At 56.5% G+C, this 25801-nt stretch carries 22 protein-coding genes and 2 pseudogenes; 10 read left to right on the forward strand and 14 right to left on the reverse strand.

Features of this window, described 5'->3' with window-relative positions; genetic code table 11:
- Positions 1-107 precede the first annotated feature (107 nt).
- Positions 108-560: a universal stress protein gene (locus CAter10_RS10610; RefSeq protein WP_061533380.1), complete on the reverse strand. Its 453-nt coding sequence runs from the start codon at positions 558-560 to the stop codon at positions 108-110.
- A complete protein-coding gene (locus CAter10_RS10615) occupies positions 553-1056 on the reverse strand; it encodes a universal stress protein (RefSeq protein ID WP_061533381.1) in 504 nt (167 codons plus the stop codon). Before CAter10_RS10615 ends, CAter10_RS10610 begins: the two co-directional genes overlap by 8 nt.
- A gap of 331 nt (positions 1057-1387) precedes the next feature.
- Between CAter10_RS10615 and CAter10_RS10620 the strand changes: the two genes are divergently transcribed.
- From CAter10_RS10620 to CAter10_RS24550, 6 genes and pseudogenes are all read left to right on the forward strand, one after another.
- On the forward strand, positions 1388-2152 hold the full coding sequence (locus tag CAter10_RS10620) for a potassium channel family protein (protein WP_061533382.1): 765 nt from the start codon (positions 1388-1390) through the stop codon (positions 2150-2152).
- A 21-nt stretch (positions 2153-2173) separates the two neighbouring features.
- Positions 2174-3534 (forward strand): annotated as a pseudogene (locus CAter10_RS10625) (MBL fold metallo-hydrolase RNA specificity domain-containing protein).
- Positions 3531-5075 carry a thymidine phosphorylase family protein gene (locus tag CAter10_RS10630; protein ID WP_061533383.1) on the forward strand — a complete coding sequence of 515 codons (1545 nt, stop codon included), beginning with the start codon at positions 3531-3533 and terminating at the stop codon, positions 5073-5075. Before CAter10_RS10625 ends, CAter10_RS10630 begins: the two are co-directional and overlap by 4 nt.
- Positions 5075-5983 (forward strand): ribose-phosphate pyrophosphokinase, encoded by a 909-nt coding sequence (locus CAter10_RS10635; protein ID WP_061533384.1) that lies wholly within the window; start codon positions 5075-5077, stop codon positions 5981-5983. The genes CAter10_RS10630 and CAter10_RS10635 overlap by 1 nt, the downstream gene beginning before the upstream one ends.
- Positions 5984-6000: 17 nt before the next feature.
- Positions 6001-6761: pseudogene (locus CAter10_RS24545) on the forward strand (CoA-binding protein); the annotation flags it as partial.
- A 12-nt stretch (positions 6762-6773) separates the two neighbouring features.
- Positions 6774-8420 carry a bifunctional acetate--CoA ligase family protein/GNAT family N-acetyltransferase gene (locus tag CAter10_RS24550; protein ID WP_417924723.1) on the forward strand — a complete coding sequence of 549 codons (1647 nt, stop codon included), beginning with the start codon at positions 6774-6776 and terminating at the stop codon, positions 8418-8420.
- Positions 8421-8430: 10 nt separating this feature from the next.
- Here the strand turns inward: CAter10_RS24550 and fnr are convergent, their stop codons facing one another.
- The 4 genes from fnr to CAter10_RS10665 all read right to left on the reverse strand — a co-directional run bounded on the left by fnr (position 8431) and on the right by CAter10_RS10665 (position 12096).
- Positions 8431-9237 carry a fumarate/nitrate reduction transcriptional regulator Fnr gene (fnr, locus tag CAter10_RS10650; protein WP_061533387.1) on the reverse strand — a complete coding sequence of 269 codons (807 nt, stop codon included), beginning with the start codon at positions 9235-9237 and terminating at the stop codon, positions 8431-8433.
- Between the two features lie 212 nt (positions 9238-9449).
- Positions 9450-10772 (reverse strand): CorA family divalent cation transporter, encoded by a 1323-nt coding sequence (locus CAter10_RS10655; RefSeq protein ID WP_164840433.1) that lies wholly within the window; start codon positions 10770-10772, stop codon positions 9450-9452.
- Between the two features lie 280 nt (positions 10773-11052).
- The gene (locus tag CAter10_RS10660; protein WP_128083036.1) at positions 11053-11478 is read right to left on the reverse strand and encodes a sll1863 family stress response protein; all 426 of its coding nucleotides are present in this window, start codon (positions 11476-11478) and stop codon (positions 11053-11055) included.
- Positions 11479-11646: 168 nt separating this feature from the next.
- Entirely contained in the window at positions 11647-12096 is a 450-nt protein-coding gene (locus CAter10_RS10665; protein ID WP_061533390.1) for an Hsp20/alpha crystallin family protein, read from the reverse strand.
- Positions 12097-12395: 299 nt separating this feature from the next.
- Between CAter10_RS10665 and phbB the strand changes: the two genes are divergently transcribed.
- On the forward strand, positions 12396-13118 hold the full coding sequence (gene phbB / locus CAter10_RS10670) for an acetoacetyl-CoA reductase (RefSeq protein ID WP_061533391.1): 723 nt from the start codon (positions 12396-12398) through the stop codon (positions 13116-13118).
- Between the two features lie 67 nt (positions 13119-13185).
- Here the strand turns inward: phbB and CAter10_RS10675 are convergent, their stop codons facing one another.
- Positions 13186-14022 carry a universal stress protein gene (locus CAter10_RS10675; RefSeq protein WP_061533392.1) on the reverse strand — a complete coding sequence of 279 codons (837 nt, stop codon included), beginning with the start codon at positions 14020-14022 and terminating at the stop codon, positions 13186-13188.
- A gap of 209 nt (positions 14023-14231) precedes the next feature.
- Positions 14232-14666 (reverse strand): hypothetical protein, encoded by a 435-nt coding sequence (locus CAter10_RS10680; RefSeq protein WP_061533393.1) that lies wholly within the window; start codon positions 14664-14666, stop codon positions 14232-14234.
- 498 nt (positions 14667-15164) lie between these two features.
- Here CAter10_RS10680 and CAter10_RS10685 point away from each other — a divergent pair, with 498 nt between their 5' ends.
- Positions 15165-15815 (forward strand): BON domain-containing protein, encoded by a 651-nt coding sequence (locus CAter10_RS10685; protein WP_061533394.1) that lies wholly within the window; start codon positions 15165-15167, stop codon positions 15813-15815.
- 81 nt (positions 15816-15896) lie between these two features.
- On the opposite strand, the gene CAter10_RS10690 is transcribed toward CAter10_RS10685, so the two are convergent.
- From CAter10_RS10690 to CAter10_RS10705, 4 genes are all read right to left on the reverse strand, one after another.
- Positions 15897-16745, reverse strand: coding sequence for a universal stress protein (locus CAter10_RS10690; RefSeq protein ID WP_061533395.1), 849 nt, complete (start codon positions 16743-16745; stop codon positions 15897-15899).
- A gap of 19 nt (positions 16746-16764) precedes the next feature.
- A complete protein-coding gene (locus CAter10_RS10695) occupies positions 16765-17148 on the reverse strand; it encodes a hypothetical protein (RefSeq protein ID WP_061533396.1) in 384 nt (127 codons plus the stop codon).
- A 17-nt stretch (positions 17149-17165) separates the two neighbouring features.
- Positions 17166-17549, reverse strand: a complete 384-nt coding sequence (locus CAter10_RS10700) for a TraR/DksA family transcriptional regulator (RefSeq protein ID WP_082797867.1) — start codon at positions 17547-17549, stop codon at positions 17166-17168.
- 94 nt (positions 17550-17643) lie between these two features.
- A complete protein-coding gene (locus CAter10_RS10705; RefSeq protein ID WP_061535286.1) occupies positions 17644-19464 on the reverse strand; it encodes a PHA/PHB synthase family protein in 1821 nt (606 codons plus the stop codon).
- A 223-nt stretch (positions 19465-19687) separates the two neighbouring features.
- Here CAter10_RS10705 and CAter10_RS10710 point away from each other — a divergent pair, with 223 nt between their 5' ends.
- Positions 19688-21448: an AMP-dependent synthetase/ligase gene (locus tag CAter10_RS10710; RefSeq protein WP_164840434.1), complete on the forward strand. Its 1761-nt coding sequence runs from the start codon at positions 19688-19690 to the stop codon at positions 21446-21448.
- On the opposite strand, the gene CAter10_RS10715 is transcribed toward CAter10_RS10710, so the two are convergent.
- Together CAter10_RS10715 and CAter10_RS10720 are read right to left on the reverse strand one after the other, a co-directional pair.
- Positions 21441-22661, reverse strand: coding sequence for an acetate/propionate family kinase (locus tag CAter10_RS10715; RefSeq protein ID WP_061533398.1), 1221 nt, complete (start codon positions 22659-22661; stop codon positions 21441-21443). The two genes, CAter10_RS10710 and CAter10_RS10715, sit on opposite strands and share 8 nt — an antisense overlap.
- Complete coding sequence (locus tag CAter10_RS10720) at positions 22658-24082, reverse strand: bifunctional enoyl-CoA hydratase/phosphate acetyltransferase (protein ID WP_061533399.1); 1425 nt, start codon at positions 24080-24082, stop codon at positions 22658-22660. Before CAter10_RS10720 ends, CAter10_RS10715 begins: the two co-directional genes overlap by 4 nt.
- A gap of 313 nt (positions 24083-24395) precedes the next feature.
- Here CAter10_RS10720 and CAter10_RS10725 point away from each other — a divergent pair, with 313 nt between their 5' ends.
- Entirely contained in the window at positions 24396-25766 is a 1371-nt protein-coding gene (locus tag CAter10_RS10725; protein WP_164840435.1) for an oxygen-independent coproporphyrinogen III oxidase, read from the forward strand.
- Positions 25767-25801 lie beyond the last annotated feature (35 nt).

The following is a 25801-nucleotide window of genomic DNA, read 5'->3' on the forward strand; positions in this document are numbered from 1 at the left end:
GCCAGCTGTGCAGCAGGCAGGCATTCATCGCATGACACCAGCGAGTCTGCTTGACTAGATAAGAAGTTCGGCTCGAACCACGCGTTACGCGGCTTGCTTTGGCGGCCTCAGGACTTCATGATCAGCACCGGGCAATCGGCGATCCGCAAAAAGTGTTCGGCAACGCTACCCAGCATAAGCCGCTGCATGCCTTGCAGACCATGCGATCCCATGACGACGACGCTGGCGTTCCATCGACTGGAGACTTCGCGGATGAGGTCGGCAACCCGCTTTCCTTTCTCTTGCAGGTCCAATATCTGGACATCGCCCCGCAGTTCAAACGCATCGAAAACCTTCAAGGCCACCGCTCGTACTCCTGCAGCCTGTTCGGCAGCGGCCTGCAGCATCTGTTCACGCTGGAAATAGACGACGCCCAGCAAGGGAAATGCGAGGAACGGATCAACATTGATATACAGGGCGCGAATCTCGCAACCCTGTTCCTTGGCCAGTGCGCAACCATGGCGCAAGGCGTTGTTCCCGAGTTCACTGCCGTCTATCGCTACCAGGATGCGCTTAAGCATGATCGCCTTTATCCCGCTTTTCCTGCGCGGCTGCCGGTTCGATGGAGTGCACCAACAACACTGGGCGTGTAGACATCCGCACGAAATTCTCGGCGACACTGCCCAGGAACATGCGCCGCACGCCGCGTCGCCCATGAGTGCCCAGCACAGTCAGATCCGTACCCCATTTTTCGCCATCTGCCTTGATGGCGCCCGGAATGTCCTGGCCGGTGGCGCGTAGATCGATCAACTTGGTTTCCACTTGATACCCTTGAGACCGCAAGCTGGATTCCGCCTTCTCCAGCACCTTCTTACCTTCTTCCAGGGTCACATCCCGCAATAGTTCAAGGTAGGTGAAGTCTTCATTGATGACGGGATAGGTTGTAAGGGGATCTTCCGCGACATAGACGACACGGACAATCGCGTCGGTCGTTACAAAGTTGGCAATTTGTGCCAGCGCCTGGTCGGAAGTCGGACTGCCATCCACGGCTAGCAGCACTTTTTTATAGATGGCCATAAGTTTCTCAAAGAAGTTGGTTGAGACCGCACTGGCGAATTCCGACGACACCTGAGCATGCCGATTCGCTCAATATGATCGATATGCGTCAATCAGCCGAGTGCCAGAGCAGCCATATCTTGGAGTTCATTGTATGCACAGGCGACACGCCGGCAAGTGTTATTCCTGCTGTGGTTGACATGGATCAAACACGGGCTCCGCGCAATGAAAACAGCCGGCCGTGAGAATCCAGCGTGTTTTTGATCCAGCGCAAGTTATCTCTGGCTGTCTAGGTCAATATTCACAACATAACGCTACTTCCTTCCTTGTCTTTGTTGATGGCTAAAGCGACATGAAAAATTCGCCACTGGTTTGGCAAGAAAAATTCTTGATGCCGGCCGCGTTACTGTTGTCGATTCCGGCCTTCTATCTGATTTTGGCCGGATGGGAGCCGCTTTACCGGAATATTGGAAGTGTGCTGTATCTGCTTGTCGCGGCGATGGCTGGCGCCGATTTGCTGTCCCGGAACAAGACGCGGAACTGGCGCGATAGCGCAACGATGTTGGACTGGGCGATTTTTCTCGGTGCAATATTCAGCATTTGGCCAAGCAACCCGCCCTGGTCGATGCTCGAATGGGTTTTACGGATGGTTTATTGCGCCATCGTATTTTCGCGCTTGGTGATGTTTTCGGCGAAATTTGTCTTGTCTTGCCGCCTGTTACATGTCGTTGCATTCGCAGTCGCCGTGCTTGCCGTGGCTGGAGCCGTTTTTCTGTGGCTCGAACCACGGGTCCATACCTATGCGGATGGTGTCTGGCTGGCTTTCATTACCGGGGCCACAGTTGGTTATGGCGACCTGGTGCCATCGACGCCAGCGTCCCGGATTTTTGCCGCTTTCATTGTGTTGCTGGGTTATGCCTTATTTTCCGTGGTCACGGCCAATATATCGGCAATGCTGGTCGGAGAGGATGAAAAGCGCCTGGAGCATGAACTCCATGCCGACATGCGCATGCTGCGCAAGGAAATTTCGTTATTGCACAAGGAATTGAACTCGTCGCTTGTGGACAGCCGCGGCGATGATCCAAAGAACGCCGACAATCAGGTGGAGCGCGTTTGAGAACGTAGAAAGAGGCAGACAATGAACATCCAATTTCTAGGCGCCACCGGAACCGTGACCGGCTCTAAATACCTGTTGAGCGCCGGGTCGAGCAAAATTCTGGTCGACTGCGGCCTGTTTCAAGGTTACAAGCCATTGCGCCTCCGTAACTGGGAACACCTGCCGCTCCATCCGGCAGAGCTGGATGCGGTAGTCCTGACCCATGCTCATCTGGACCACAGCGGTTATTTGCCGTTGTTGGTTAAAAATGGCTTCAAAGGCAAGATATTCTGCAGTGAAGCGACTTTCGATTTGTGCAAGATACTGCTTCCGGACAGCGGACATTTGCAGGAAGAAGAGGCCGGCTATGCGAATCGCCACGGCTTCTCCAAGCACAGTCCTGCTCTGCCTTTGTACTCGGAAGCGGACGCGGTACGCGCGTTGGCTTTTTTTTCGCCGGTCAGCTTCGATACGGATTTCCAGGTTTGCGAAGGTTTGCGCGCGCGGCTGCTGCGTGCGGGTCACATTTTGGGCGCTGCCATCGTCATACTGAAAAATGGCGATACGACCATTACGTTTTCGGGCGATCTCGGTCGCCCAACGACCTGATCATGTTACCGCCGTCGATAGTCGAAAAGACCGATTATCTGGTGGTCGAATCCACCTATGGCAACCGTCGTCACGACCCGGCTGATCCGGCCATCCTGCTTGGCAAGACCATACGCGAGACGGCAGAACGCGGCGGCGTGACGATCATCCCATCCTTCGCCGTAGGACGCGCCCAGGCCGTGCTGTACGCCATCCATCTGCTCAAGGAAAACGGCGATATTCCGGCAACGCTGCCGATCTACCTGAACAGTCCAATGGCAGTCAATGCCACCGAGATTTATCATCGGCACGCACGAGACCATCGACTTGATTACGTGCAATGCGAAGCCATGTTCCACACAGCCACGATCGTCAACAGCGTCGAAGAATCGATTGCGTTAAATAAAAAACAACGGCCGATGGTCATTGTCGCTGCCAGTGGCATGGCTACCGGCGGACGGGTGCTGCATCATTTAAAGGCATTCGCCCCTGATCCCCGCAACACCGTGCTGTTTACCGGGTTTCAAGCTGGCGGCACGCGTGGCGCCTCCATGGTTGCCGGCGCCGACGCCATCAAGATCCATGGCGAATATGTGCCGTTGCGGGCACAGGTACGCCAGATCGACAATATGTCGGCGCATGCCGACGCTGACGAGATACTTGCCTGGCTATCGCATTTTTCCGCCGCGCCCAAGCAGACATTCATTACCCACGGCGAACCGCCGGCTGCCGATGGGTTGCGCAAACGAATCGAAGAGCAGTTGCATTGGGCTTGCCGGCTGCCTGATTACTTGGAAAGCGTGGAACTGCCATGAGCTATCGCCAACCTGCGGCTGCCGGCGCAAGTGGCAATCACGCAACCAGCGGATTGCACCTGCGGCGACTTGGCATCGACACCTACCAGGAACCGGTCGCCTACATGCGCAGTGACTGCGATATCTGCAGGTCTGAGGGTTTTGAGGCGCACTCAAGGATCGAGCTATGGTGCGGCGAGCGCCACATTGTCGCGACGCTTAATGTCGTGCATTTTCCAATGATTGCGTTGCATGAAGTGGGTCTCTCGGAGGCAGCCTGGCGTACGCTCGGCGGTAACGACGGCGACCTGGTGCGGGTGTTGCACCCGGCCCCGGTGCAATCGTTTTCATCGGTGCGGGCAAAGATTTACGGGCATCCGTTTACATCCGAAGGCGTCGCCGCTATTGTGTGCGACATAGTGGCGGGCCATTACTCGAACATTGAAATGGCGGCCCTTATCACCGCCTGCTCCGGTAGCCATCTGGATATCACCGAAACCATAGGATTGACCGACGCCATGGTGAAAGTTGGCCAGCGTTTGCAATGGCAGGCCGACATGGTGGTGGACAAGCATTGCGTCGGCGGCTTGCCGGGCAACCGCACCACCTTGCTGATCGTGCCGATCGTCGCCGCCTGTGGCCTGATCATTCCGAAAACCTCGTCGCGCGCCATCACTTCGCCGGCCGGTACTGCCGACACCATGGAAACCTTGGCGCCGGTGGCGCTGGACATCGACGCCATGCGACGCGTGGTGGAGCGCGAAGGCGGCTGTATCGCCTGGGGCGGCGCAGTCAGCCTCAGTCCTGCCGATGACCTCCTGATCCGGGTGGAACATCCGCTGGATCTGGATAGCGACGGCTTGCTGGTGGCTTCCGTCCTCTCAAAGAAAATTGCTGCTGGCTCTACCCATGTGGTGATTGACCTGCCTGTGGGGGCGACTGCCAAGGTGCGATCGCCGCAAGCCGCCATGGCACTGGCAGGTCGGCTTATCGCAGTGGGCGAAGCGTTAGGCATCACCGTCAAGCCGGTCCTGACCGACGGCACCCAACCCGTAGGGTGCGGCATCGGCCCTGCGCTCGAAGCCCACGACGTACTGGCCGTTCTGCAAAACATTGCTGGGGCCCCACAAGACCTGCGTGAACGCGCGTTACTGCTGGCAGCCAATGTGCTTGAGCTGGGCGGCAAGGCCCAGGTGGGGCAGGGGATGGCGCTGGCGGCATCCGTGCTGGACAGCGGCGCCGCCTGGCGCAAATTCCAGGCCATCTGCGAGGCCCAAGGTGGCATGCGCGTTCCGCCCAAGGCGGGATTTACCCATCCGGTTCTGTCACAGCACCGAGGTCAGGTAGTGGCGATCGACAATCGGCGCCTGGCCAGCATTGCCAAGCTGGCAGGAGCGCCTAAAGCTCCCGCCGCCGGCATCGTGTTCCATGCGCCATTAGGCAGCCGCATGGAGATCGGACAACCCTATCTGACCATTCATGCCGCGTCACCAGGAGAGCTGGCTTATGCACGCGCTTATGCCGAAGCCCAGGAAAATTTGATTTCTTTGCAGGAGGTTTGATGAGACCCGTACTTTTTTCCATGCCAGGCAACGACGGCTTTGCCTCGCAACTGCGTAGTATCTTGACAGCCGAAATTGGCGACATGCAGATGCATCACTTCCCAGATGGCGAGTCCTGTCCGCGCTTCATGACGGCCGTCGCCGGACGCGACGTGATTCTTGCCTGCGCTCTGGACCGGCCGGACGGCAAGATCATGGAACTGTATCTTGCTGCCAGCGTTGCCCGTGAGCTGGGCGCCCGCAGCGTCGGCCTGGTCATTCCCTATCTGCCTTACATGCGGCAAGATGCGCGCTTCATGGAGCAGGAAGGGGTGACCTCGGCGCATTTCGCGCGCCTGATTTCCGGTTGCTGCGACTGGCTGGTGACGGTCGATCCACATCTGCATCGCTATCACGACCTGGCGCAAATCTATACGGTGCCAAGCCGTATTGCGCATGCGGCGCCGGAACTGGCGAAGTGGATTGTCGCGAACGTCGCATTGCCGGTGATCATTGGCCCAGACGTTGAAAGCGAGCAATGGGTGGCCTCCGTAGCAGCGGAAGCCGGTTGCCCGCATACAGTGCTGCACAAGAAGCGGCGAGGTGATCGTGATGTCGAGGTATCGATTCCCGATGTGGCGGAATGGAGCGGCCGTACGCCGGTCCTGGTCGACGACATCGTCTCCACCGCGCGCACCATGGTGGCGGCGGTCAAGCAAGTCAAGGCAGCCGGCATGGCGCCGCCGGTTTGCATTGCCATCCATCCCTTGTTTGCCGGTGACGGTTATATCGCACTGCAGGTAGCCGGTGTCGAGCGTATCGTCAGCTGCAATACGATTGCCCATTCGAGCAACCGGATTGACATGGCCAAGGTGGTTGCCGTTGCCATCGAGGATTTGCTGGGTGCGCACAGCAAGGTTGTGACTTAGCTAGCCGGAGGATAGGTGTGAGTGCAAGAAACCTGCAATATTTTTTTTCGCCGCAGTCGATTGCCATTATCGGTGCTTCTGAAAGAGCGACGAGCATTGGCACCTGCATGTTGCGCCACATAGCAGGAGCAGGTTTCACGGGACGTGTCTTTCCGGTCAATCCCAAGTATGACCTGTTGGACGGCATTAAGACATTTCACAGTCTGGATCAATTGCCGGAAACGCCCGAACTGGCAGTCATTTGTACTCCGGCGGCGACTGTGTCCAGGATCATCGGCCAACTGGGGGATTTGGGCAGCAAGGCAGCTATCGTATTAAGCGATACCGCCGATTTTCATGACAGCTTGCAGCAAGCTGCGCTGCATGCGGCCCGCCCGCACATGCTGCGTATCCTCGGGCCAGGCTCGGCCGGCATCATGACGCCGGCAGCCTGGCTCAACGCCAGCCTTGTCGCAGGCGGCGCATTGCCAGGGCGGATAGCATTGCTGGCAGAATCCGGGGCACTCGCTTGCGGCCTGACAGACTGGGCGAGCTCACAAGGCATTGGCTTTTCTAAAGTGGTCGCGCTAGGGGAAGTATCGACGTTGACGTCGGCGACATGCTGGATTTCCTGGCAAGCGATGTCGATACGCACGCGATATTACTGTGCGCGGAGCATATCCCGCATGCACGAAAGTTCATGTCGGCGGCACGTGCTGCCGCCCGCAACAAGCCGACCTTGATACTCAGGAGTGGCCTGAGCGGCACTGTGCCGGATGCGATTTTTGATGCCGCAGTACGGCGGGCCGGCATGCTGCGCGTATTTTCTACCGACGATCTGTTCAGTGCAGTTGAATCTCTGTCTCGTATCCGCCCGCTGGATGGCCGCGGATTGCTGGTGATCAGCAATGGCCGTGGGCCGGGACTGATGGCTTGCGATGCCTGGATGCGCAACGGCGGCAAGCCGACCGCCTTGTCAACTGACAGTGTAGGCAAGCTCAGCCAGCTCCTGCCAGTTGAAAAAATGGAGTTTCCCCCCATCGCGCTGCCCGCCAATGCTTCTGCGCAGCTGTATGGGCAGGTGATGGAAGCGGTATCTGTCGACCACGGCGCGGACGCCTTGCTGGTCATCCATGCATCGAGCGCACTGGAGCCCTGCGCCGATATCGCCAATGCGGTCGTTGCCGCTGCCAAGCGCAGTGGCTGCAACATTCTTTCTGTCTGGTTGGGAGGAAAGTCGCTGGAGCCGGCGCGACGGATTTGCGCAGATGCAGGTATTCCCGCCTACATTTCACCGGAATCGGCGGTATGTGGCCTGATGCAAATGCTTGATTTCAAATGTAACCAGAATCTGCTGATGCAAGTACCACCCGCCGTATCGGCGGATATCGTGGACAGGGAAGCCGCACATCGGATTGTCGAAGCCGCATTGCGCGACGGATCTCAACGCGTGTCACTGACAAAGAGCTGCGCGTTGTTGGCAGCGTACGGTATCAAGGCAGGGGATCAGCCTCAGGAACGTGACTTGTCGTTAGATACCATCGCACTGACAATCTCACTGGCCATCGATCCGGTATTCGGCCCGGCTGTCATCCTTAAACTAAGCGGAAAGAATGGGCGGACTGAGACGAGCGCGGGCCTGCCGCCTTTGAACATGGTGCTGGCGCAAGACATGGTCGCCCATGGCGGTTTGGCAGGATTGAACGAGGGTATCCACGAATCCGACTCGAGCGTCGACCAGATTTGTCGAGTACTGCTCAAGGTATCCCACCTTTTGACAGATGTCCCCGAGTTGGCCGAACTGGAAATTGGCTTCCCACAACCAGGCGTCAAGGAAATGTGCGCAGTGCGTGTGCATGTTCTCCTCAAGCCAAATAAGCCAAACGAGACCGGCGACGGCTTGCAGCGGCTGGCGATTTGTCCCTACCCGAATGAACTGGAAGAAACCATATCCTGGCAAGGGGCGCCGCTGTTGCTGAGGCCGATCCGGCCGGAAGACGGCGAGGCGCATGTGGCGTTCTTCAATGCCCTCGATCCAGAGGACGTGCGCTATCGCATGTTTGTCGGCATACGGGCTTTACAGCCGTCGCAACTGGCTCGCTTCACGCAGATCGACTACGATCGCGAAATGGCCTTCATTGCAACCAGGTTGAACGGGGATGGCGTAGCAGAGACGCTCGGTGTCGCTAGAGTGGTGGCGGATCCGGACAATATTCAGGCGGAATTTTCAGTGATCGTGCGTTCAGACCTGAAAGGGCTGGGACTTGGCCAGGTGCTGATGACAAAATTGATCACGTACTGCCGTCGTCATGGCACCCAAGAAATTATCGGTGAAGCGTTGCCGCACAATGTCCGCATCCTGCATTTGGTAAGGAAGCTTGGTTTCGACGTCAAGCCGTTGGAGCGCAACGGCACCATGTGGCTGCATCTGGATCTCCGGCCTGGGCTGCGGCGCTGAACGCCAGATCTCAAGTCTTGGCGATCGCCGGAGCAACTGGCTTGCAGTCTTTTTTTGTCATCATCGCCAATTCGCTGCCAAGCGCGATCTCTTTCAGTTTCGGGAGATCCAAAATATGAATCTCCCGTTTGTCGACGGAGATCCAGCCTTTCACCCTGAAACTGGAGAGAAGTCGGCTGATGCTTTCGATAGTCAGGCCAAGGTAATTGCCGATGTCTTCCCGCGACATGCGGAACTGGAAACTGGTGGAAGAGTAGCCACGGGCCAGGTAACGTGAGGAAAGATTTACCAGGAAAGCCGCAAAGCGCTGTTCGGCGCGCATGTTTCCAAGCAAAAGCATGACATTTTGATCGCGCGTGATTTCCTGGCTCATGATGCGGTGGAAATGATGCAACAGGGTTGGAATATGGCTGAACAGTTCCTCCAGCCGCGAAAACGGAATCTCGCACACTTCGCTGTCTTCCAGCGCAATGGCGTCGCAGTGGTGATGGTCTGAGCTGATGGCATCCATGCCGAGCAATTCGCCGGCCATCTGGAAACCGGTAATCTGCTCCTCACCGCCATTGCTCATATGGCAAGTTTTAAAGTGTCCAAAACGAATGGCATAGAGATTCTTGAACGGGTCTCCCATCCGATACAAGCGTTGGTCGCGGGAGATACGTTGCCCACGCCCGATGATCTGGTCAAGACGCCCCATGTCAGCATTGTCCAAGCCCATGGGCAGACACAGCTGATGCAGGCTGCAGCCTGCGCAGCTCGCTTTCAGGACCGGAATATTGAGAAGAGGCGAGGCCAATTTTGAAAACGGTGTATTCATAGTTTTTGACTATTTCGGATCCATTGCTGATTAGCTATCGATTTCACCCGTAGACCGTCAGGCACGAGTGAACAAAACCGTGCCATCCAGTCCATCAAGTCGCAGCAGAGTATCTCTTGAATCTACACGCAATATTAACAATGCGCAAACCGCGTTAACATGTGTTTTGTGCACAATTGATCAAGAGCCCTCGCCGCTTCCGGAGACCGGGTCTATCGTAGCCATCCCTTAGCCATGAAAGTGTAAAGTACGCCGAGCATCAAAATCAGGGTGCCGAAAGCCACTTGCCCAAGAGTGACCTGCCATGGCGCTTCGCCAAGATTCATCCCGAGCAAGCCGCCGACGACTGCCGGGATCAGGGCAAGTGTCGTCACGATGGCAAGCAGGCGCATAAAGCGATTGGTGTCGTGGGCGGCAATGTCGAGATGCAGTTCGATGAGAGAGAGCAAGGATTCACGGGTGTTATCGATGGTCTCATAAAGATATTCCGCTTCTTCAGCGAGCGGAGCGATCGAAGCAAGCTGGTCCAGGCCGAGTCCGGGCAATAGGCGTCGGCCATCGCCGAGCATCTCAAGCAATCCACGCAGTCGCCATAAGTCTCCTTTGGCCGTTGACAACAAGCGCTTGAGATGAAAAGTGTTCCTGAAGAAGCTTTCTGGACTTTCGATCACCGGCAACTCCTCAAGCTGACGCACCATTTGCTCCGTTTTTCCGGCCAGTTCTTCGTATCGGACGAGTACCAGGTTGACAATGTGGAGCACACAACGCGCTCCCCAAGGAAGGGAACTGGTTGCCATGTGCAATCGCCGCATATCGAACGGATGCCGAGAGAGCGACAGGACACTATTCGCGGATATCAGCAAAAAAACCGGTATTCGGTAAGTGATTTCCTCGGAGGAGGGGAGCGAAAAGGTGAAGGCAGTCCAGGGCGCAACCTGCTCGATGCGCGGAAAACTTGACTCCAACAAGGCCGTTTCGATCATTGTCTGAGAGACGCCAAGCCCGGTGGCAATCGCCCGCAGGTGTTCCGGCGAAAGATTCGATGCGTGGACCCAATCACTTGTTGGTGCAGTGATCCATTCCCGCAGTTCCTCCCAGCTGCATTTGCTTCGCACCGTGCCATCGGATCTCAAGAAGGAAATTTGCGACTTGCCGGACGAAACAGCTATCGGTGAAGGCGGAGAGGGTCGCTGCAATCCATGCACGATGCGCGGTCCGAACAGGAGAACGCGAAACAGCCGCAGGATACGCAACGCTGGTGTCGAACCCATGGCAGGTGCCACCGTAGGAATCAGCAAAAACAGGGGAGCGATGATGATAACAACGTCCAGCATGTGCCATGGTGCCAGCACGAATTCACGCCGATCGCTTGCCAACGCAAAGTTCGCGCCATATTCCAATGCGAATAATCCGATGATCAACCAATTTGCAATATTGAAACCTTGCTCTACGGTGCGTGGCAGATCAAACAGGAACGGCGCCACGCCCATGCTCAACGAAGCAAGTGCGAAGAAGCCCATCGTGGATTCGTTCAACACATCCGAGAGTCGGCGTAGCATGGCAAGTCATCATTCATTTGGAAGGACAAGTGCCGCGTTCCGCTAGCGAGCCGTGATGAGGTGCGGCGCTCAAGGTCCAACCCGGTGCAGCGAGGCACAAAAAAAAACTGAAAATTGAAGTTCGTGCGTAGCAGAGCCCAATTACCGGATGCGAGGCGCAGTTCGCATGGCGGTAGCTTACTGAGCACTTATTTCATTTTTGACGGCAACTTAAATTGCGGGCACTCACGACACAACCCAGCAATGGTGCGTGCTGTCAGCCGGCAGTTTCATGGATCGATTTTTTCAGTTTTTCGATAGAGGCACTAAATGAGAGCTTGATTTCCTGCCAACGACTCTCGCTGACATCCTTTATCTGCTGCCACTTCTCTTCGAGACTTCGGAGATCTGTCTGGAAACCTTGTATTTTTTGATCTAGATCCGCTTTCAGCGCCGCACCGGAATTGTTCGCTTTCACCTGCAGCGCATCAATTTCAGTGCGCAACTGATCCAGCTCCTGGCGTGTCGTTTTCAAATACTCGCTCCGCTCCGCCTGGAACATCTTGCCGGGTTTTTCATTAGAGGAAGGCGCCTGCTGTTGTTGTTCCGATGAACTAATCTTCGGCACGTTCCATTCACTCTTGTCGCAGCCGGCAACAAGCAGAATGCCTGTCGCCAATACTGCCGATGGCCATTTGATCATTTCGTACTCCCTATGCCAACCGGACAGGTCGATCCCGTTATTCCATGACAGATCGTCGTCGCCCGTGGATCGACCAATGTCGTTAGCGTTGATGAGGCAGATTGGCATCTCACACGAAATGCCAATCTGCTGTCATTTCGCCTGTAACGCGGTGGCCAACGAAAATACTTAATTCACGGTAAGTTGCTTCGCCCCGGCACGCACTTTTTTGGGCAGAGATAGATCCAGCACGCCGTCCTGATATTTGGCGACCGCGTTGGCCTCATCGATTTCGTGCGCCAGGGTGAAGCTGCGGAACTGACGACCGAAATAACGCTCGCTGCGGACCACGGTTTCGCCGTCTTTTTGTTCGCTCTCTTGCTTGGTTTCCGCAGTAATCGACACCTGGTTGCCGTCAATGTCAATTTTGATATCTTCTTTTTTCATGCCGGGAATTTCAGCCTTGACCGTATAAGCCTGGTCAGTTTCTGTCACATCCATCTTCATGCTCGGCCGCACTTCAAGCTCTCGCAGACTCGGAGCGAGCCGGAAATCCCGCAGTAGATCTTCGAACCCACGCAGCGGTTCGAAGTGTGCAATGTCATTAAATGGGGCAAAATGCATCAGATTATTAGCCATGATTGCTCTCGCTTTCTATCGTTCAGAGATTGAAACTGCCAGCGTGGCTAACATAGATCAGCCGCTGGACCCAGATGCCACCTACACAGGATCAGCATAGGCTGATGAATACTTGCGTTCAATGATCTACATCAAACGGAGCGACAATTTGATGTATATCAAGACAGCACCCGTTGCAAGCATTACGCTTGGCGGCAAGCGCCATAAATGTGCCAGGCGCGATATTGCGGAACTGGCGAGCAGCGCCGCTTAACGACAAGACAGGACCGTGCCGGCGACGGCTGCGGCGAGGAGGGATCATGCAACGTGTTGCTATCGTTACCGGAGGTACCCGCGGCCTGGGCAAGGCCACTTCTCAGATACTGCACGCGTCAGGCTATCGCGTAGCAGCCGTCTATGGTCACGATAGTGCAGCAGCGGAGGCATTTCGCGACGAGACCATGATCGAAACTTATCAATGGGATGTCGCTGACCTGAAATCTTGCCAGGAAGGAGTCGCCAAGGTCGAACGCGCGTTGGGGCCAGTCGAGATCTTGGTCAACAACGCCGGCATTACGAGCGATGCAGTACTGCACAAAATGACCGAAGAGCAGTGGTCAAGGGTGATTCAGACCAATCTTGGCTCGATGTTCAACATGTGCCGTAGCCTGATCGGCGGCATGCGTGAACGCGGGTTCGGACGCATCGTCAATATCAGTTCCGTGAATGGCCAGAAGGGGCAGTTCGGCCAGGCGAATTACGCCGCCGCCAAGGCCGGCATCCTTGGTTTCAGCAAATCGCTGGCGCTGGAAAGTGCGCACAAAAATGTGACAGTCAACGTAGTCGCTCCGGGATATTGCGATACCGACATGGTGGCCAGTGTTCCGCCGGACACTTTACGGGCAATCATCGCCGGGATCCCGATCGGGCGTCTGGGAACGCCCGCAGATATTGCCCGCATGGTGGCATTTCTGGTTCATGACGATGCCGGATTCATTACCGGCGCGACATTCTCGGTCAACGGCGGCCAGCACATGGACTAGGCGAACGCCGAGCCAACTGGCATTCGGGCGCGACAAGGCGGGATCAGGTTCTGATACCGAAACCATATCAGTGTGACATCAGGACCGGCAGTCTCATCGATTTCAGAATCGTATGGGTAACGCCGCCCAACAGGGTTTCACGAAACCGGGAATGCCCATAGCAACCCATGACCAGCAAATCGGCCTGCATGCTGTCGGCGAGCGAGAGCAATGCTTCGCCGACATCGGCTTTGCTCTTCTCCTCCTTAAGTTCAATGTTGATGCCATGGCGAGCCAGGTACAGGGAAATGTCGGAACCGGGCAACTGGCCGTGGACGCCTTCGTGGGAGTTCGGATTGAACACCGCAACTTCGACAATCTCGGCTCGCTTGAGCAGGGGAATGGCGTCATGAACCGCGCGTCTGGCCTCCATGCTGCCATTCCAGGCGATCAGGACCTTGGAGCCTATCTTTGCATAAGCGCCTGTTCCAGGCACCACAAGGACCGGGCAACCAGAGTTGAGGACGACATAGGGAATGGTGTCGACGTTGGCGCCGGCCGGATCGTCCGGGTAGCTTTGCCCCAGCACCAGCAGGTCAGAATACGCGCCCTGCAAACTGATGCCGCCGTTCACGTCATCATCTATCAAGCGATGTTCGAATGACAGCACACCAGCCTGATCTGCAATCTTGTCGAATTTTTCCAGCGATACGCCGGCGCGCTTGCGCAAGGTGTCAAGCAGTGGGGCGATCGCTGGATCGTTGCGGTTAACACTGACAGTGTCTTGGAGAAATTGCGACACACCGGTGGCAGCGACGCCGATCAGGTGCGCATTTTCGGCCAATGCAATATCTGCGGCGGCTTCGATACGCTTACCGACATTCTCGGATGCGTCGACATATACGACGATGGTTTTATAGGACATGTTGATACTCCTGATCTTTCGTTGATGGACTATCGCTCGGGCAAACTGGTGTTACCTCGTTTTTACCGTATTCTCTGGCGAGCCGGTCGTCAAGCCGGGATCCAACTGGCAACCACAATATTTGAATGAAATTTGTTCCATATCAATTTACCCGGATTCAGCGGTTTTTTTTACACCAAATCTCACTTGCCCGGACGGCTCTTCGTTGATCATTCAGGACTCTGGAACGCGTCTGGCGGCCCATATACACAGACCTGGAACACTTGAAGCGCGAGCGCTTGTCCGCTCAATTTTTTGAAGCCAGGATCAAAATAGACAAGGCGAACGGCGTTCTTCCGCGCGTAAAGTGGAATGTGGGCGAAACGCGCAGTGTCTTCCAGTCCTTGCCCGGGATTCTCACCTTGGTCGCGCGCAGCGGCGATGGCCTTGAACAGAGATGCGTATGTGGCGCACGTGCGGTTACGCAATGCTTTCTGTGCGTTGGCGGCGTTGCTGGACGATGGCGCCAAGACCGTGCTCTTGAGCGGCGGCGGAAAATTCTGCTGCTGAGTGCCCGTACCGGCTAACGCGCCGCACGAAACCGAGGTAAATAGCAGCGCCGTGGTTATCGCTGCGGCTGGATGAAAGCCGCTCCGACCGTTCATTGCCGTACCGGGCAGCTATATGCCCGTCGGTTCGTTGGCAGGCGATCGTCATTGCGCCTATTCCATCGGCCACGCAGACGCCTCGCAGGACTGAAATGAATGTGCTTGAACATAGCGTTCCTTTGCAACGGCATCCTTTCCCTGATGACCTATGACGACAAGCGCCGCAGACTGGCACAGCAACAGCTTCATGATTTGCGCGCTTACATGCATACATGCTGGCAGGCGCCGGCCGACACCATCTTGATATGGATCAAATAAAGGGGAGTCGACAGATGTGGCTTGCCGCTGCCAGAGTGAGTCATCGATGCCAATGCCCGTACTTTTGATGTGCATCAAATCCTTGTTTGCTGTCGCATCTATGATGGTTGCCAGAACGTGCTATTCCACGCGGCACGGGATTTTCTGCCGCTTGCCGGCAAGGACCATTTGGGACCGATGCTGTCCTGAGCGTGCGATATTGGAGCACCATGTTTAAGTCGTCAATGGAGGAGTGAGATGAAAACCGATCGACAATTAAGGCAGGATGTCATGGATGAATTGGCATGGGACCCATCTATCAATGACACCGATATCGGAGTCGAAGTCAAGGATGGCGTAGTGACGCTGGAGGGACACTTGAGCAGCTATGCCGAGAAGTATGCTGCCGAACGCGCTGCACAGCGGGTTGCAGGCGTGAAGGGCGTTGCGGTGGAGATCGATGTTCGTTTGCCTGGAACGAGCGAACGCTCGGATGCCGACATCGTGCGTGCTTCCGAACTCGCATTGGAATGGAATGTTCTGGTGCCAAAGGACAAGGTAAAAGTCTTGGTAGAAGACGGATGGGTGACGCTGAGCGGCGAACTGGAGCGGGACTACCAGCGTGTGGCTGCCGGCAACGCCATACGTAACCTGATGGGAGTAATCGGCGTCAGCAATCAGATCTCGGTCAAGCCTGCGGTGCTGCCGTCTGATGTCAAAGTCAAAATTGAGGCAGCTCTACAACGGCGCGCTCACATCGAAACGCAACGCCTTACCGTTCTCGTCAATGGCGATCAGGTGACGCTGACCGGACCGGTGCGTTCATGGTCGGAACGCTACGCGGCACTACAGGCCGCTGCGGCGGCGTCTGGCGTGACGCGTGTGGTGGATAAAATGGTCATTGCCTAAATTGCACGCGCAGGATGGATGGCAGCATCCATCTTCCAACGCGCTCCGCTATAGCCGATCCGGCAGCGGAGCGCGCTTTTCTTAATGCGCCATCAGGACCGGCACAGTCATCGATTCCAGAATCGTATGCGTTACGCCTCCCAGCATGATCTCACGGAAACGCTTGTGACCATAGCCGCCCATCACGATCAGGTCGGCGCCGAAATCCGCCGCGTGTGACAAGAGTGCGTTGCCGACGTCGATGCCTGTCGGCATGGTCTGTTCCGAGACGTCGACCTTGACGCCGTGACGTGCCAGATAAAGGGCGATGTCGGCTCCCGGTTGTTCGCCATGGGCGCCGGATGGGTTGCCTTTGTCAAACACCACCACTTGCACCAGATCGGCCTGCCGCAGCAGCGGGATCGATGCGGTGACGGCGCGTGTTGCTTCCACGCTTGCATCCCAGGCCACCAACACCCGTTTTCCAAATACAGGAAAATGCCCGGCATAGGGCACAATCAGAACCGGCCGGCCGCAATTCAGCAGTACAAATTCGGGAAAGTCAGCGCGCAACACAGTGGAATAGTCGGCGGGGTTGACCTGCCCGATCACCACCAGGTCGCTGTAGCGCGCCTGCAAGCTCAGACCCACACCCGCATCATCTTCGATCAAGCGTTTTTCGAACGACTTGACATCCATTTTCCAGGCAATCGATTCAAATTCCGTCAGCCGCTTCGCTGCCTGGTCGCGTAGTTCGCTCAATGCCGGGCCGAGCAGGGCCAGATTGCTTTCGCCGATGACTCCCGGCATAAAGAACTGCGGCGCAACGCCGGTCGCAGCGGCGCCGATCAGATGCGCGTTGTATTTTTGGGCAAGCAACGCCGCAATCCCGATCTGTTCGCTGGCACGCCGGGATTCGTCCACGTGCACGAGGATAGTCTTGTAGTCCATGTGAGGCCTCTTTGGTCGGTCAAAGCAGGAAATCTGCCTTGAGAAAATGTTTACGGGCAAGCGTCTGTAGTTGCGGATCATCGGGGTGATTCACCGTTTCGACACCAACGATTTTTTTTGCCAGTTGATGCTTGTGCCTGAGCACGTGCTTAACAAAAGCCATTTTTTCCAGACCAGGCCCCGTGATCAATATTTGGCCGGCCTGTGGCAAAGCGTTGGCAATAGCGTCAAAGTAGGGCGCCTGCTCCACTGCATCCGGTATCCTGGAATGGCTTTCGGCGGCATAGGGATTCGCATGCCTGGAATGCATCCTCATCATGTCGTGCCCAACTGCGTCCGGTTTGGACACAAGAATTCGAGCTTCCGCGTGATCAAGCCATACGACGAGGTGGTTAAATGACATGAAACGTCCTTAAAAAATCAGGTTCCTATACCAGGATCGGAGCGCTGATTGTTCTCTATCTCAGCCTGGCAATGCCGACAACGTTCTGCCGTTGGATGTATCCGAAGCCGTTGCGGCGAAATCGCCGCGCCACAAGCAATGCAGGCACCATAGACATGCGATTTGATGCGCCTTAGCGCAGCCTGTATCTTCTGCGGCTCTGCCGACGTGTGGAGCAGCAGTGCGATTTCTGTATCGGTAAGCAACTCAGCCGCGATGATCTCTCCCTGACGGCCGCAATTGAAATGCTTCTGATCGAACTGATTTGTCGTGCGCGGATGCGAACGGATGGCAGCCAATATGTATTTGCGGCGCCGTTGCAGCTGGGTTTCGACTTGCCCCATCAGACGAGAAGAGATCATTTCTGCTCCCCAAAAAATGAAAATTCAGTTACTAGCTTATTTGCGTGAAAGATTGCTGTCTTGATGTAAATCAAAATCCGCTTGCTTTCCGACATCAGGGTTGCAATACATACAGTCCGGGCGCCTTTCTCCGGCTTGGAGGCATTGCCGGTGGCCCGACTTCCTTGCCTGAACGGGCTGCCAGCCAGGCTTCCCAGGCAGGCCACCATGAGCCTTCCTGCCGCGAGGCGTCCCTTTGCCACGTGTCGGCGTCGAGAAACGGACCGTCTTTGGCGCGGGTAGCTATCTGGTAACTGCGATGCAGGTGTCCGGGTGGCGACACCACGCCGGCATTGTGGCCGCCGGAAGTAAGCAAGAATGTCACCTCCGTCTCCGTCAGCAGGTGTATCTTGAACACAGATCGCCATGGCGCGACGTGATCGGTGAGGGTGCCTACCGCAAACAGCGGAATATGCAGGTCAGTCAGTGCGATCGGCTTGCCGTCGGTACGATAGCGTCCCTCGGCCAGGTCGTTGTGCAGGAATAGCTGACGCAGATATTCGCTGTGCATGCGATAGGGCATGCGCGTGGCATCGGCATTCCAGGTCATCAGGTCGCTCTTGTTTTCGGCGACGCCACGCAAATATTGATTCAAGCGGTGCGACCAGATCAGGTCGTTCGAGCGCAACAACTGGAATGCCCCCGCCATTTGCTTGCCGTCGAGATAGCCATGTTCCCACATGGCGGCTTCGAGAAAGCCGATCTGGGCCTCATCGATGAACAACGACAATTCACCTGGTTCCGTAAAATCAGTCTGCGCAGCGAACAAACTCAAGCTTGCCAGGCGTTGATCGCCATCGCGCGCCATGCTTGCCGCAGCGATTGCCAACAAGGTGCCGCCCAGGCAATAGCCAACACCATTGACCTGCGTCGCGCCCGTAATGCTTGTGACCGCGTCGATCGCCGCCATCACTCCCAGCTTGCGGTAATCCTCCATCGACAGATCGCGATCTTCGGTGAGCGGATTTTTCCACGAGATCATGAATACGGTATAGCCGTTGTCGACCAGGTACTTGACCAGGGAATTTTGCGGCGACAGATCGAGAATGTAATATTTCATGATCCATGCCGGGACGAACAGGAGCGGAATGGCATGCACCTGCGCAGTGCTTGGCGCGTATTGAATCAGCTCGATCAAGTGATTGTGATAGACGACTTTTCCTGGCGTCACGGCCATGTTTTCGCCGACCTTGAATGTCTCGTCCTCCGTGTGTCCCGTCGTGAGCTGCAGCAGATCGGCCATTGCCAACTGGGCGCCACGCACCAAGCTGAGACCGTTGCTGCGAAGCGCATCTTCCTGGACCACTGGATTGGTAGAAATGAAATTCGACGGCGCCAGCATGTCCAGGATTTGCCGTGCCGTGAATGTCACGACATCCTCGTGATGCCGCGAAACGCCGGGTATTCCCGTCGTTGCACGATGCCACCATTGCTGATTGAGCAAAAAACCTTGCGCGATGAGATTGAATGGCCAGCGTTCCCAGGCTGGATCGGCAAAGCGCCGATCTTGCGGCAGTGGCTCAATGCAGTGTCCAGCGCCGGCGGGAACCGTCGCGGAAGCCGCAATGGCGTACTGCGACCAGCGCCACAGGTTTTTCCAGGCCTTTTGCAGTAATCCGGCTTGTTCCGCCGGCGCCAATTGAAAGTGCAGCAGCCAGTCAACATAGGCGTTGCTCAATGCCGCAGGAGAGAGACCGCCGGTGAATTTTGCCAGAGCGGCGTTGGCGCTCATATCCAGCTGGACGGCTTGGCTGCAGGGCGCTTCAGTTTGTATCCCCGCTGCGCCTAGCCACGCACTTGCCAGGCGCTCTGTACCGACAGGCTGTTTTTGCGTTCCATGATGCGCTTTTTCCCCAAGATAGATGGCATTCAGCATAACCATGGACAGGGGGAAAAATTTGATCCAGATCAATTCAGGCGGAGAGAGTTGCGGCTAGAGTGATTTACAGGCATCAGGAAAACGAATTGGGGCATTCCATGAGACAGGCTATGGCTACAGGGCTGGAGAAGATTGAAACGCTTGGGAACCTGTTTGATTGGAGAGTCCGGCAGACACCCGAAAACGAGGCGTACCGCCACTTCAATCAGGAGACGGGGCATTGCGTTCCCATAGCTGGGAGCAGATCGGCGAACGAATCAGAAGCTGGAGTAGTGCATTGGCCGCCTTGCGCTTGCCGTTTGGCGCTCGAATAGCGGTATTGTTGCCTAACGGAGTCGATGCGGTTTGCATGGACCAGGCCAGCCTGGCGCTGGGTCTGGTTCCGGTGCCCATGCATGCGCTCGACAATCCGGCCAGTATCGCCTATATCATCAAGGATTGCGACGCTGCGATGCTGGTGGTGTCTACCCGCGCCCAATGGGAAGGCATCGCCGCGATCGGCGAGGCCATGCCGTTGTTGAAACTGGTGCTGGTGACGGAAGACGGCAATTTCACTGCATGCCACTCACCGCTGCACCCTCAAGGCCTGGTAATCGCCTTGCCTGCCTGGCTAGCCGGCGGTAGCCTGCTGAACAATGCATTCCGGCCAATAGTATCCGCGGACGACCTGGCGGCGATCGTCTACACCTCGGGAACCACCGGCAAGCCGAAGGGCGTCATGCTTACCCACGGCAACGTCCTGTCGAATATCCGGGCGATGATGGCAACGGTGACCGTGAGTGCATCGGATGTATTTCTGTCATTCCTGCCGCTGTCGCACACCTTTGAGCGCACTGTCGGTTATTACCTGCCGATGGCGGCGGGCAGCTGCGTCGCGTATACCCGATCCATCGCCCAGATCCCGGACGATCTGAAAATCATTCGGCCCACGGTGCTGGTCTCGGTACCGAGAATCTATGAACGGTCGCACGTGAAATTGCTGGAGACGCTGTCCGCTTCCAGCCGCATGACGCAACGATTGTTCACATTGACGCAAACGATCGGCTGGCGACGCTTTTGTCGGCGCCAGCATTTGCCTACGGTTGGCCAACCCCCGCGCTGGCTCGACGCGCTGCTGTTCTCCGTCTTGCGGCCGCTGGTCGGAAACAAGGTGCTGGCACAGTTCGGTGGACGATTGCGTATCGCAGTGTGCGGCGGCGCACCTCTGTCGCAAGCGGTGGCCGAATGTTTTCTTGGGTTGGGCTTGCCTCTGGTGCAAGGTTACGGCATGACCGAAACGTCGCCGGTGGTTGCCTGCAACACGCCGACTGACAATTGGCCAGCCACTGTCGGCAGGCCGTTGGCCGGCGTTGCGGTGCGCATCGGCGAGAACCAGGAGTTGCAGGTGCGTGGCAGCAGCGTCATGATTGGTTATTGGAAGCGTCCGGAAGAAAGCGCCAAGGCAATGACGGAGGATGGCTGGCTGCATACCGGAGATCAGGCGGCAATGGAGGGCGGACGCATCCGCATTATCGGCAGGATCAAGGAAATTATCGTTACCTCGACCGGCGAGAAAGTTTCTCCCGCGGACCTGGAATTGTCGATCACAGCAGACCCGCTCTTTGAACAAGCGTTCGTAATCGGGGATAACAGGCCGTTCATCGCTGCCTTTGTCGTCCTGAACCAGGCGGGATTGGCGGAGCTGTCGCGTCAGTTACAGCTTGATGCAAATCAAAGCGCTGCCATCAATTCGCCGTCGCTGCAAGATGCTGTCCTGCGTAAAGTCCAGCAAGCCAGCATGCATTTCCCGGCCTACGCCGTGCCACGTATCGTCCGCATTGCGACTGAGCCGTGGACTTTGCAAAATGGGTTGATGACGCCGACATTGAAACTCAAGCGCAATGCCTTACTGGCGCATTTTCATACTGACATCGAGAATCTCTACGGGCAACGCACTTCCGCTCAGGTGATGGAAGATGCTGTGGAAAGCATTGTCAGCTAGACCGGAGGATAGCTAACGTATGCCGGGCTGCGATCCATTCTTCGTTGGTGGGTTCGACAGCGACTGTGACCCGACTGTCAACAAGGGAGATGAATGGCGCATTGCGTTGATTGCTCTCCTGATCCAGGCCCACCCCCAGGAACGCCAGGTCCCGACATACGCGGCTGCGGATCTCGGCGCTGTGTTCGCCGATGCCAGCGGTAAATACCAGCAAATCGAGGCCGCCCAATACGGCGGCAAGTGCACCGATCTCACGGACGATGCGCCGCACGTACAAATCAAGCGCAGCGCGCACACGATCGCCGACGGCATCCTGTCGCTGCTCCTGTGCAAATAGGACGGGAGGATCCGAGGAGAAGCCGGAAACGCCGAGCAAACCTGATTCGTGGTACAGCAGGTGCGCCACCTGTTCCAGGCTCAATTTCTCGATTTCCATCAGATAGAGCACAGCACCCGGATCGAGTGCGCCACAACGGGTGCCCATCATCAGCCCGTCCAACGCCGAAAATCCCATAGTCGTGCCGACGCTGCGCAACGCTCTCATCGCACACAGACTGGCACCGCTGCCCAAGTGGGCCGCGATCACGCGACCGTGAGATGCCGCGCCAAAGCGCTCCTCCAACACTACCGACATGTATTCATATGAAAGACCATGAAATCCGTAGCGCCGCAAGCCGCGCTCCCATAAGGCATGGGGCAATGGCAACATTTGCTCGACATGGGGAAGGGTGTGATGGAAGGCCGTGTCAAAACAGGCAACCTGCAGCAATCCAGGTTGACTGGACAGCAATACCTCGATGGCTTCCAGCGCAAACGGCTGATGCAGGGGCGCCAGCGGAATGTAATTCTTCAGGTCCGCCAGCACTTCCGCGTCAATCCTGGTCGGCGCGGAATACTTGCTGCCGCCATGCACCACGCGATGGGCAACCGCACACAGGCGACGAGCGCCAAGGTGAAGGGCTACCCGCTCGCGGATATGCATCAGCGCGTCGTGATAAGGCTGCACCGTGCCCAGCGCCAGCGGCGCCGATTCCGTACCGGATTCGATATAGCTTGGCTTGCCGCCTATGCCGTCGACTTTGCCTTTCCAGTCGGCCTGCCGCGCCAGCACCGCTGGGCTAGTGTCGAACAGAGCGAACTTGATGCTGGACGAGCCGCAATTGAGCACCAGGATGAATCCGGAACCGGCCGGTTGGAGTGGTGGCATATTCATTGTGGATGGCTACGGTAATGGTGGGCCAGCATCAAGGCGATGGCACAAGACGCAAGGCGGGTTTCGCGCGAATCGGCGCGACTGGTCAGGATGACCGGCACCTTGGCGCCGAGCACAATGCCGGCGCTGGCGGCATCGCCCAGATATTCGAGTTGCTTGGCCAGCATGTTGCCGCTTTCCAGGTCTGGCACCACCAGAATATCGGCACGACCGGCGACTTCCGAGACAATGCCCTTGATTTTGGCGGCGGCAACAGAGATCGCGTTATCGAAAGCTAAAGGACCGTCCAGCAGGGCGCCGGTAATCTGACCGCGCTCGGCCATCTTGCAGAGTATGGCTGCATCCAGTGTCGCCGGCATGTGCGGATTGACTGTTTCCACCGCCGCCAGGATCGCCACGCGGGGACAAGCTACGCCAATCACATGTGCCAGATCAATGGCGTTGCGCACGATATCCGCTTTTTCATCCAGTGTCGGGGAAATGTTAATGGCGGCGTCCGTGATGATGAACGGCCGCGGGTAAGCGGCCGTTTGCATCAGATAGCAATGGCTGATGCGGCGCTTGGTGCGCAGGCCGGCAGCTGTGGCCACGACGGCTTCCATCATTTCGTCGGTATGCAGGCTGCCTTTCATGATCGCTTCGACTTCGCCTTTACTGGCCATTTCTGCGGCGCGTGCGGCGGCGGCATGGCTGTGCGGCACATCTTCGATGGTGATACCTGCCAAGTCCAGCCCGGCGTCGCTTGCCACCGCTTCAAGCTTTGCCCGCGGCGCTACCAACAGCGGTTCGATCAGACCAGCCTGATGCGCATCCAGCGCCGCCGACAGACTCAGTTCATCGCATGGATGGACTACCGCCACACGAATCGCACTTAAAGGTTTCACATGCTCCAGCAGGCGCTGCACCTTGTCGCCGGAGCTGACGCGGACTTCCGGCAAGGTCATCCTGGTGTAGGTGATTTTTTCGCTCGGTGCAATCACCTCGGCGTTGCCTTCAATGGCGATCTTGCCATCCTGGTTGACGCATGAACACTGGAGACTCAACTGCTTTTTCTCAGGATCACGTGCAGTGACCGTGACACTGATGGTTAGCGTATCTCCCACCCGAACAGGATGGAGGAATCGCAAAGTCTGCCCCAAATACACAGTGCCAGGCCCTGGCAGGCGCGTGCCCAGCACCGCTGAAATCAGCGAGGCTCCCCACATGCCATGGGCGATCACGCCATGGAATCGGCTGGCAGCGGCGAATTCCGGATCAAGATGCTGGGGATTGACGTCCCCGGACATGACAGCGAACAGCTGAATGTCTTCGGTGGTCAGGCGCCGCTCCATGCTGGCGCTGTCGCCGACAGCGATCTCATCGAAGGTCAGATTGTGGAGTACGCGTAATTCGTGGAAAGAGGCGTCAGAGGTATCGGTCATGTTAGTCAAGAGTAGATTGAAGCAGAGTCCGGCCGCTAAAGGTACGTGCCGGACGCCGAGGCATATCCAAAGGATAACAATAGAGATACAAAAAAATTTGATGCAAATCAACTATACAGGACAGCGCAGAAGCAAACCGGAATCCGGCAAGCGCCGGTGTTTTCTGTTTTACATGTCTGTATTTGATGCATGTCAAGGTGAGCGGTAGTCAGGTGGCATACGGTGACTATGCCGAGGTGTCGTCCATCCAGGACAACCGGCCACGAGAACTTAGATGCCACATTTAGATGAATCCAGTATCGCGCCGCTGCAGTTGAACAAATCGATATTGTCGAGCATGGAAGAATATGGCACGGGTTACGTCATGTACCCCGCAATGAAGTGTTTTTCGACACGCTTTGGCGTCGATGATTTTCTTGAAGCAGCTACGCATCGCCGCAATATAGGGCCACGGTATGGGCTCTCGCTGTCTCTGCACATGCCTCCAGCAGCCAGCAATTTTCAGCCCTGTCCCGGCTTTGCCAGTCAGTATCGCGATTGCCTGGATATTTATCTTGCTTATCTGAAGCGCGAGATCGGCATGCTATCGGCATTGTTTAGCGATATGGACCCGATTGAACAACTGTGTGTCACAGTTCCCGCGTCAACCTGCCTAAGCATGGATCAGTGCGAAGGTCTGATGCGGCAGTTGCGCGACTCCTTCAATCTCGCGGCCGGCGTCAGCCGCGAATATGTGTTCAAGATCGGTGTACACGCCGTTTCAGTCGCACACGTTCACGCACTGCATGTGCAGGGTTTCAACCGGCTACACCTGATCGCAGAAGATTGTACGCTAGACACAGCAGCCGAGATGTTGCATGACAAAAAGCGGATTCAACCGGCTGCGAAGACGGTTGAACTGATCAAGGCTGCGCAGGTGGCGGGTTTTCGCTCTGTCGGCGTCGATTTCATTTATGGCTGTCCAGGTCAGAACATCATGTCCGTTGCGCGCAATTTGTCCGCTGTCATCGCTGCCGCGCCAGACAGCGTGGTGCTGCATGGCCATATCTACCTTCCACTCGCTTCAGGCGACATGCAACTGTCCGATATGGACAGCAGGCTGGCCATGTTTCATCGATGTGTTCGGCAACTGAATGCAGCAGGCTATGCGTACATAGGCATGAACCATTTCGCCAAGCCCGAGGATGAAATTGCGGTGGCCCAGCGGCAGGGGCGCTTGTATCGCAATTTACAGGGCTTCTCTATACACCCTGAGTCGGATGCGATTGGCTGCGGCGTGGCGGCCATTGCCGCCATAGGCAATTCCTATAGCCAAAACCAAACGAATCTGAGCGCCTATTACGCGAATATTGACGCCGGCTTGTTGCCCGTTGGGTGCGGCACGCACTTGACGATGGATGATCTGCTGCGCCGCTTCATCATCGAGCGGCTGGCCTGCAATTTCGAGCTGTCGCTCGATTTCATGGAAATCGCCTACCCAATCATTGTATTCAAAGAATATTTTTCCGAAGAACTGGCAATTCTTCGACACATGGAGACTGACGGCCTGATCAGGATTGATTCGGAAAGGATTACCGTCCCTCCCAGAGGCCGTCTATTGATACATGTCATCTGCAAGGTATTTGACCGTTATCAAGGGGCGCTATCAGATTGGCAATCACATCCCAGAAACAGCCTAGCGTGACAGAAATACCCGTATTGCCAGGAAAATTTGATTCA

It is taken from the genome of Collimonas arenae, assembly GCF_001584165.1.
GTDB lineage: Bacteria > Pseudomonadota > Gammaproteobacteria > Burkholderiales > Burkholderiaceae_D > Collimonas > Collimonas arenae.

Coding starts and splice junctions, on each gene's coding strand:
- phbB (WP_061533391.1), top strand. CDS start 12,396: ATGCAACGTGTTGCTATCGTTACCGGAGGTACCCGCGGCCTGGGCAAG.
- CAter10_RS10675 (WP_061533392.1), bottom strand. CDS start 14,022: ATGTCCTATAAAACCATCGTCGTATATGTCGACGCATCCGAGAATGTC.
- CAter10_RS24550 (WP_417924723.1), top strand. CDS start 6,774: ATGCTGCGCGTATTTTCTACCGACGATCTGTTCAGTGCAGTTGAATCT.
- CAter10_RS10620 (WP_061533382.1), top strand. CDS start 1,388: ATGAAAAATTCGCCACTGGTTTGGCAAGAAAAATTCTTGATGCCGGCC.
- CAter10_RS10610 (WP_061533380.1), bottom strand. CDS start 560: ATGCTTAAGCGCATCCTGGTAGCGATAGACGGCAGTGAACTCGGGAAC.
- CAter10_RS10700 (WP_082797867.1), bottom strand. CDS start 17,549: ATGATCTCTTCTCGTCTGATGGGGCAAGTCGAAACCCAGCTGCAACGG.
- CAter10_RS10665 (WP_061533390.1), bottom strand. CDS start 12,096: ATGGCTAATAATCTGATGCATTTTGCCCCATTTAATGACATTGCACAC.
- fnr (WP_061533387.1), bottom strand. CDS start 9,237: ATGAATACACCGTTTTCAAAATTGGCCTCGCCTCTTCTCAATATTCCG.
- CAter10_RS10685 (WP_061533394.1), top strand. CDS start 15,165: ATGAAAACCGATCGACAATTAAGGCAGGATGTCATGGATGAATTGGCA.
- CAter10_RS10715 (WP_061533398.1), bottom strand. CDS start 22,661: ATGAATATGCCACCACTCCAACCGGCCGGTTCCGGATTCATCCTGGTG.
- CAter10_RS10720 (WP_061533399.1), bottom strand. CDS start 24,082: ATGACCGATACCTCTGACGCCTCTTTCCACGAATTACGCGTACTCCAC.
- CAter10_RS10615 (WP_061533381.1), bottom strand. CDS start 1,056: ATGGCCATCTATAAAAAAGTGCTGCTAGCCGTGGATGGCAGTCCGACT.
- CAter10_RS10630 (WP_061533383.1), top strand. CDS start 3,531: ATGAGCTATCGCCAACCTGCGGCTGCCGGCGCAAGTGGCAATCACGCA.
- CAter10_RS10695 (WP_061533396.1), bottom strand. CDS start 17,148: ATGTCATTTAACCACCTCGTCGTATGGCTTGATCACGCGGAAGCTCGA.
- CAter10_RS10635 (WP_061533384.1), top strand. CDS start 5,075: ATGAGACCCGTACTTTTTTCCATGCCAGGCAACGACGGCTTTGCCTCG.
- CAter10_RS10690 (WP_061533395.1), bottom strand. CDS start 16,745: ATGGACTACAAGACTATCCTCGTGCACGTGGACGAATCCCGGCGTGCC.
- CAter10_RS10680 (WP_061533393.1), bottom strand. CDS start 14,666: ATGAACGGTCGGAGCGGCTTTCATCCAGCCGCAGCGATAACCACGGCG.
- CAter10_RS10660 (WP_128083036.1), bottom strand. CDS start 11,478: ATGATCAAATGGCCATCGGCAGTATTGGCGACAGGCATTCTGCTTGTT.
- CAter10_RS10705 (WP_061535286.1), bottom strand. CDS start 19,464: ATGCTGAATGCCATCTATCTTGGGGAAAAAGCGCATCATGGAACGCAA.